Source organism: Actinomadura sp. BRA 177 (assembly GCF_013372625.1).
Lineage (GTDB): Bacteria > Actinomycetota > Actinomycetes > Streptosporangiales > Streptosporangiaceae > Spirillospora.
In genome coordinates this window covers 1-7,282 of sequence record NZ_JABXFD010000267.1, presented here as the reverse complement: position 1 = coordinate 7,282, position 7,282 = coordinate 1, and the positions used below count along the sequence as shown (strand labels likewise).

Annotated in this window: 7 protein-coding genes; all 7 read left to right on the top strand. The window is 69.9% G+C overall.

Annotation, left to right across the window (positions count from 1 at the left end):
* Window positions 1–1,567: ABC transporter substrate-binding protein (locus HUX53_RS11715; protein WP_217919342.1), on the top strand; the 1,567-nt coding region annotated here is incomplete at its 5' end.
* A 6-nt stretch (window positions 1,568–1,573) separates the two neighbouring features.
* The gene (locus tag HUX53_RS11710; protein WP_176403200.1) at window positions 1,574–2,500 is read left to right on the top strand and encodes an ABC transporter permease; all 927 of its coding nucleotides are present in this window, start codon (window positions 1,574–1,576) and stop codon (window positions 2,498–2,500) included.
* 61 nt (window positions 2,501–2,561) lie between these two features.
* Complete coding sequence (locus HUX53_RS11705; protein ID WP_176403199.1) at window positions 2,562–3,515, top strand: ABC transporter permease; 954 nt, start codon at window positions 2,562–2,564, stop codon at window positions 3,513–3,515.
* Window positions 3,516–3,518: 3 nt separating this feature from the next.
* Window positions 3,519–4,538, top strand: coding sequence for an ABC transporter ATP-binding protein (locus tag HUX53_RS11700; RefSeq protein WP_176403198.1), 1,020 nt, complete (start codon window positions 3,519–3,521; stop codon window positions 4,536–4,538).
* Between the two features lie 217 nt (window positions 4,539–4,755).
* The gene (locus HUX53_RS11695; RefSeq protein ID WP_309237176.1) at window positions 4,756–5,775 is read left to right on the top strand and encodes a dipeptide ABC transporter ATP-binding protein; all 1,020 of its coding nucleotides are present in this window, start codon (window positions 4,756–4,758) and stop codon (window positions 5,773–5,775) included.
* A gap of 43 nt (window positions 5,776–5,818) precedes the next feature.
* Window positions 5,819–6,679 (top strand): spermidine synthase, encoded by an 861-nt coding sequence (locus HUX53_RS11690; RefSeq protein WP_176403196.1) that lies wholly within the window; start codon window positions 5,819–5,821, stop codon window positions 6,677–6,679.
* Window positions 6,680–6,749: 70 nt separating this feature from the next.
* Window positions 6,750–6,893: an NAD-dependent epimerase/dehydratase family protein gene (locus HUX53_RS11685; protein ID WP_176403195.1), complete on the top strand. Its 144-nt coding sequence runs from the start codon at window positions 6,750–6,752 to the stop codon at window positions 6,891–6,893.
* The last annotated feature ends 389 nt before the right edge of the window (window positions 6,894–7,282 follow it).

Below are 7,282 nucleotides of genomic sequence, written 5' to 3'. Positions count from 1 at the left end.
TGTTCTGTGTGGCTGTGGCTACCACCGTGTCCTCCCCCTCCCCCTTCGTCGGCGCCGTCAGATGTGTAGAAGGGCCACGTTCACGGTCGGGCACTCCGAGCCCGACCACCTGGTGCCCGCCAACACGACCAGCAGCTACTCCTTCGACGTGATCACCGAGCTGTTCGACAACCTGATGACGCTCACCGCGGACGGCAAGGCCGTGCCGCTGGCCGCCGAGTCCGTCACGTCGGACGACCAGAAGGTCTGGACGATCAAGGTCAGGGCGGGGCAGAAGTTCCACAACGGGGAGCCCGTGACCGCGCAGAGTTTCGCGGACGGGTGGAACAACGCGGCGTATGGGCCGAACGCCATGGGGGCCAACTCCTACTTCTCGTCCATCAAGGGGTACGCGGAGATGAACCCCGAGGATGAGGACGCCAAGCCGAAGGCCGATACGCTTTCCGGGGTCGAAGTGGTCGACCCGAACACGCTGAAGGTGACGCTGAACGATCCGTTCAGCCAGTTCCCGCTGCTGTTGACGTATCCGGCTTACGCGCCGATGCCGAAGGCGGGGCTCAAGGACCTGAAGGCGTTCGACGAGCATCCGATCGGTAACGGGCCGTACATGATGGACGGCAACTGGGAGCGCAACAAGCAGATCAAGCTCGTGGCGTTCCCGGGGTACACCGGGCCGCGCAAGCCCAAGAACAAGGGCGTTACCTGGAAGAGCTACTCCAGCGCCGACACCGCCTACACCGATCTGCGGGCCGGGCGGATCGACGTGCTCCAGACCATCCCGGCGGCGAAGGTTCCCGAAGCCAAGCGGCTGCTGGGGGACCGGTTCCTCGCCCGGAAGATGAGCACCACGGATTACCTGGGCTTCCCGCTGTTCGACAAGCGGTTCGACAACCCGGATCTGCGCAAGGCCATCTCGATGGTCATCGACCGCCAGGGCATCAACAAGGCGGTCTACAACGGCGACTACTTCCCGGCGGACTCGCTGATCCCGTCCATCATCCCGGGGCACCGCGACAACGCGTGCGGTGAGCTGTGCACCTATGACCCGGCGAAGGCCAAGCAGTTGTTCGCCAAGGCCGGCGGGTTCAAGGGGACGATGGAGCTGTACTTCTCCAACTCGCAGCCGACCTACGCGCAGTGGATGCGGATCGTCGCGAACTCGCTGCGCGACAACCTCGGCATCACCGACATCCAGTTCCGGCAGGTTCCCGCGTCCGACTACTTCTCCATGCTGAGAGAGCACGGGGAGAAGGGCCCGTACCGGCAGAACTGGGAGGCCGACTACCCGAGCCCCCAGAACTACCTGGAGAACATGTGGGGCCTGGACAACCGCATGGGCTGGGAGAACAAGGAGTTCAACGACCTCATCGCGAAGGCCAACAAGACCGCCGACCAGCAGCAGGCCATGGCGCTCTACAACCAGGCCGAGGACATCGCCGTTCAGGAGATGCCGATGATCCCGCTCTGGACGTGGGCGGGGCAGGGCGGCCGCTCCAAGAACGTCGACAACGTCACGATCACGCCGTTCTCGACGGGCCTGGTCGCCACAGATGTGACGGTGAAGTAGCCGGCGATGTGGCGTTACGTCCTACGGCGGCTCCTGCAGGCGGTCCCCGTCTTCATCGGCACGACGCTGCTCATCTACGTGATGGTGTTCGCGCTGCCGGGCGACCCGATCCAGGCGCTCGCGGGGGACAAACCGGTCCCGGACAACGTCCTGCACGAGCTCCGGGACCGGTACAACCTGAACGACCCGCTGCTGGTGCAGTACGCGAAGTACATGTGGGGCCTCGCCCAGGGCGACCTGGGCGAGAACTACACCGGCCAGAGCGTGTCGGAGATGCTCAGCGGGCGGTGGACGGTGACCGCGCAGCTCGCCCTCACCGCCTGGGTCTTCGAGCTGGCCATCGGGATCGCGCTCGGCACGTGGGCCGGGCTGCGGCGCGGGAAGCTCGCCGACACCCTCGTCCTCGGCGGGACGACGCTGGTCATCGCGGTCCCGGTGTTCGTCCTCGGCTACACCGCGCAGCTGCTGTTCGGGCTGCACTGGCAGATCTTCCCCACCGCCGGGACGGACGAGGGCTGGCCGGTGAGCTACCTGCTGCCCGGCATCGTGCTCGGCTCGCTCGGCCTGTCGTACGTGGCGCGGCTGACGCGGACGAGCCTGGCGGAGAACCTGCGCGCCGACTACGTGCGCACCGCGAACGCCAAGGGGCTGTCGCGGGCGCGGGTGGTCGGCCGGCACGCGCTCCGCAACTCGCTGATCCCGGTCGTCACCTACCTCGGCGTCGACTTCGGGAACCTGATGGGCGGCGCGGTCGTGACCGAGGGCATCTTCAACCTGCCGGGCATCGGGCAGCAGGTGTTCCAGTCGATCCAGCTGAAGGAGGGCCCGGTCGTGGTCGGCGCGGTCACCGTGCTCGTGCTGATCTTCCTGCTGGCCAACCTGGTCGTGGACCTGCTGTACGGGGTGCTCGACCCGCGGATCAGGTACGAGTGAGGGGCGCCGTGGCGGGCTGGACGGTGCGGGCCGCGGAGCCCCGGACACGGAGGCGGCGCGCATGACGATCAAGGAGCCGGACGCCGGGCCGCCGTCCGCGGAACCCGAGACGGGACCCGGAACCGGGACGAGCGCCGCGGCGGTCGCCGTCGCGGGCGGTGAGATCGGCCGGGCCTCCCTGTGGGACGACGCGTGGCGCGACCTGCGGCGCCGCTGGGTGTTCTGGGGGTCGGTGGCGGTCCTCGCGGTCGTGGCGGTGATGGCGGCGCTGCCGAGGCTGTTCACCGCCCAGGGCGCCAACCAGGGCTGCGACCCGAACGCCGCCAAGCTCGGCCCGTCCGGCGACCACTGGTTCGGCACCGACCTCGCCGGCTGCGACTACTACGCGCACGTCGTGCACGGCGCCCGCCCGACGCTGCTGATCGGCGTCGCGGTCACCGTGTTCGCGCTGCTCATCGCGCTCGTGTTCGGGCTGCTCGCCGGCTACTACGGCGGGATCCTGGACACGCTCATCGCCCGGCTCACCGACATCTTCTTCGGGCTGCCGTTCGTGCTGGGCGCCACCGTGATCCTGGTGGCGTTCCCCTCGCACGGCGTGTGGGCGATGACGCTCGTGCTGGTGCTGCTCGGCTGGACGACGATGATCCGCATCATGCGGGGGCAGGTCATCGCCGTCCGGGACGCCGACTACGTGCAGGCGTCGCGGCTGCTCGGCGCGTCCGACGCGCGGATCATGGCCCGGCACATCCTGCCGAACGCGATCGCCCCGGTGATCGTGGTCGCCACCCTCAACGTCGGCAACGTGATCGTGGGGGAGGCGACGCTGGACTTCCTCGGCGTCGGCCTGCAGTACCCGCAGGTCTCCTGGGGGCTCCAGCTGGGCCAGGCGAAGGACTCCTTCATCGAGAACCCGCACCTGCTGATCTTCCCGGCCGCGTTCCTGTCGGCGACGGTGCTGAGCTTCCTGCTGCTCGGCGACGCCGTCCGCGACGCCCTCGACCCGAAACTGCGGTGACCCATGCTGACGGATGTGAAGGACGACCCGGCCCCGCCGCCGCTGCTCCGCGTCACCGACCTGCACGTGCGGTTCCGCGTGCGCGGCCAGGACGTCCACGCGGTGAACGGCCTGTCGTACACCCTCGCCGAGGGGGAGACGCTGGCGATCCTCGGCGAGTCGGGGTCGGGCAAGAGCGTCGCGGCGCAGGCGGTCATGGGCATCCTGGACGTCCCGCCCGCCCGCGTCGAGCGCGGCTCCGTCGAACTGCGCGGCGAGGAGCTGCTGGGCCTGCCGGAGCGGCGCCGCCGCGCCTACCGCGGCGACCGCATCTCGATGATCTTCCAGGACGCGCTGACCGCGCTGAACCCGGTGTTCACCGTCGGCGACCAGCTCCGCGAGATGTACCGGGTGCACCGCGGGCTCGGCCGGAGGACGGCCCGGGACAGGGCCGTCGAGCTGATGGAGCGGGTCCGCATCCCGTCCGCCGCGAAGCGGCTCGGCGACTACCCGCACCAGTTCTCCGGCGGCATGCGCCAGCGCATCATGATCGCGATGGCGCTGGCGCTGGAGCCGGACGTCCTCATCGCCGACGAGCCGACCACCGCGCTGGACGTGACCGTGCAGGCGCAGATCATGCGGCTGCTCGCCGGGCTCCAGGACGAGCTGCGCATGGGCATGGTGCTGATCACCCACGACCTCGGCGTCGTCGCCGGCGTCGCCGACCGGATCGTCGTCATGTACGCGGGGTCGGTCGCCGAGCAGGCGCCCGCCCGCGAGCTGTACGCGCGGCCCGCGCACCCCTACACGAAGGGCCTGCTGGCGTCGGTGCCGCGCCTCGACCGGCGCGGCGCGCCGCTCGTCCCGATCAAGGGCGCGCCGCCGAACCCGGCCGCGCTCCCGCCCGGCTGCCCGTTCCAGCCGCGCTGCCCCCGCGCCGAGCCGCTCTGCGCAGCCGAGAAGCCACCCCTGATCACCGTCGCCCCCGACCACGAGGCCGCCTGCCACTTCGCCGGAGAGGTCCACAATGCCGGACCCGAATAGCCCGCCGGACCCGACCAGCACGCCGGATTCGAGCGGCGTGCCGGACCCGATCAGCGCGCCGGATTCGAGCGGCGTGCCGGACCCGATCAGCACGCCGGATTTAGAGAGCGTGCCGGATTCGAAGAGCGTGCCGGATTTGAGCAGCGTGTCGGACGTGAGTGGCGTGCCGGACTCGTCCAGCGTGCCGCACGTGAGCGGGGTGTCGGATTTGGGTGGCGTGTCGGGTCCGGATCGGGGGCCGGTTCTTCAGGTGGAGGGGCTTGTTAAGCACTATCCCGTTACCCGGGGTGTGCTGTTCAAGCGGGCGGTCGGGCAGGTAAAGGCCGTGGACGGGGTCGATCTGGAGTTGCGCAGGGGTGAGACGCTCGGGGTCGTCGGTGAGTCCGGGTGCGGGAAGTCGACGCTGGCGAAGTTGCTGCTCGCCGCCGAGCGTCCCACCGCCGGGACGGTCCGCTTCGACGGGCGGGACGTGTTCGCGCTGCCGAAGGGCGAGTTGCGGGCGCTGCGGCGGCGCATCCAGCTGGTGATGCAGGACCCGTACTCGTCCCTCGACCCCCGGATGACGGTCGGCGACATCGTCGGTGAGCCGTTCGCGATCCACCCGGACGCCGCGCCGAAGGGGGAGCGGCGCAAGCGCGTCCAGGAGCTGCTGGAACTGGTCGGGCTCGACCCCGGCCACGTCAGCCGGTACCCGCACCAGTTCTCCGGTGGGCAGCGCCAGCGGGTCGGGATCGCACGTGCCCTCGCGCTGCGTCCCGACGTGGTGGTGTGCGACGAGTTGGTGTCGGCGCTGGACGTGTCCGTCCAGGCGCAAGTGATGAACCTGCTCGCCGAGCTGCAAAGGGAACTGGGGCTGGCGTACGTGTTCATCGCGCACGACCTGGCCGCCGTCCGGCACATCTCCGACCGGATCGCCGTCATGTACCTGGGCAAGGTCGTCGAGACCGGGGACGAGACGCAGATCTACGAGCATCCGACGCATCCGTACACGCAGGCCCTGTTGTCGGCCGTCCCGGTGCCCGACCCGGAGGCGGCGGGCTGGGCGGGGCAGATCCAGCTGGAGGGGGAGCCGCCGTCGCCGCTGGACCCGCCGTCCGGCTGCCGGTTCCGGACCCGCTGCTGGAAGGCGCAGGACGTCTGCGCGGACGAGGTCCCGGGCCTGGTTGAGCGAGAGGGGTCGGACCACCCGAGTGCATGCCATTTCGCGGCCGAGCCCGCCCTGACCGAACGAACCTGACGGTCGGCCGGGGCCCCGGCGGGGGTGTCCGTAGGGTGGGGGCATGGCACGCAAGCGCAGGCACGGTTCCCCGCCGCGAACCTACAAGATCGCGGGCGGGGAAGCGGAGCTGCTGCGCGACGCCGACCGGGACGGCGGCTGGATGCTGCTCGTCGGCGGCGTGCCGCAGTCCTACGTGGACCTGTCCGATCCCACCTACCTCGACTTCGAGTACATGCGGCTGATCGGCGATGTGGTCGACTGCATCGGCGTGGACGGCGAGGCGTTCGACGCGGTCCACATCGGCGGCGCGGGCTGCACGCTGCCCCGCTACATCGCCGCGACCCGGCCCGGCTCGCGGCAGATCGTGCTGGAGCCGGACGCGCAGCTGGTGCAGCTCGTCCGGGAGCGGCTGCCGGTCAAGGGCGTCCCGGGCCTGCGGATCCGCATCACCGACGGGCGCAGCGGCATCGCGGCGCTGGCCGACGACGCCGACGACCTGGTGGTGATGGACGCGTTCGCCGAGGCGTCGATGCCGCCCGAGCTGGCCACCCGCGAGTTCGTCCTGGACGCCGCCCGCGTGCTGCGGCCGCACGGCGTCTACCTGGTCAATGTCGCCGACGGGTTCCGGCTGCCGTTCGCGCGCCGGGTGACCGCGACGATCCGGACGGTGTTCCGGCACACGGTGCTGATGGGCGACCCGGGGGTCCTGCGGGGCCGAAGGTTCGGCAACCTGATCGTGGCCGCGTCGCGGGAGCCGCTGCCGGTCGCCGAGCTGACCCGCCGCGCCGCGGGCGGCATCGTCCGTGCGCGCCTCATGGACGGCGGCGACCTCGCCGCGTTCTGCGCCGGCGCCGCGCCGCTGCACGACGGCGAGGAGATCGTCACCCCCGTCCCGCCGCCGCAGGTGTTCGGATCGTCCTGACGGCGGTACGTGTCACATCCGGGGCGCCTGCCCCATCTGGCTGGACGCGTTCTACATCAAGGAGGAACCGATGATTCTCGTGACCGGGGCGAGCGGCACGCTCGGCCGGCCCGTCGCGCGGCTGCTGGCCGAGGGCGGCGACGACGTACACTCGCTGAGCCGAGTGCAGGCTCGCTGGGGCTGTCAGATTGGACGCACCTTGTACTTGTCGTGACTGGTTGACGACTGAGTGTTGATCCCACTAGTGTGTTCGACGTGCGGGGCGAAGGGTAACTCCGGAAGCTCCGAAGTGTCACGACGGACACAGCGTGACAGTCGCCGCCGGACGGGCGGAGACAGGAAACGACTGCGGAGGGGATGTAAGACCACGGTTCGCCGTGGCCAACCCCGATGAAACAGGAAGCCGCGGAAGTGTCGTCCCGGATGGTACGGCGCAGGCCGAGTCTCTGGCTGTCAGGGCCGGGGAGCGCGTCAATACCTTGTACTTGTCGTGACTGGTTGACGACTGAGTGTTGATCCCACTAGTGTGTTCGACGTGCGGGGCGAAGGGTAACTCCGGAAGCTCCGAAGTGTCACGACGGACACAGCGTGACAGTCGCCGCC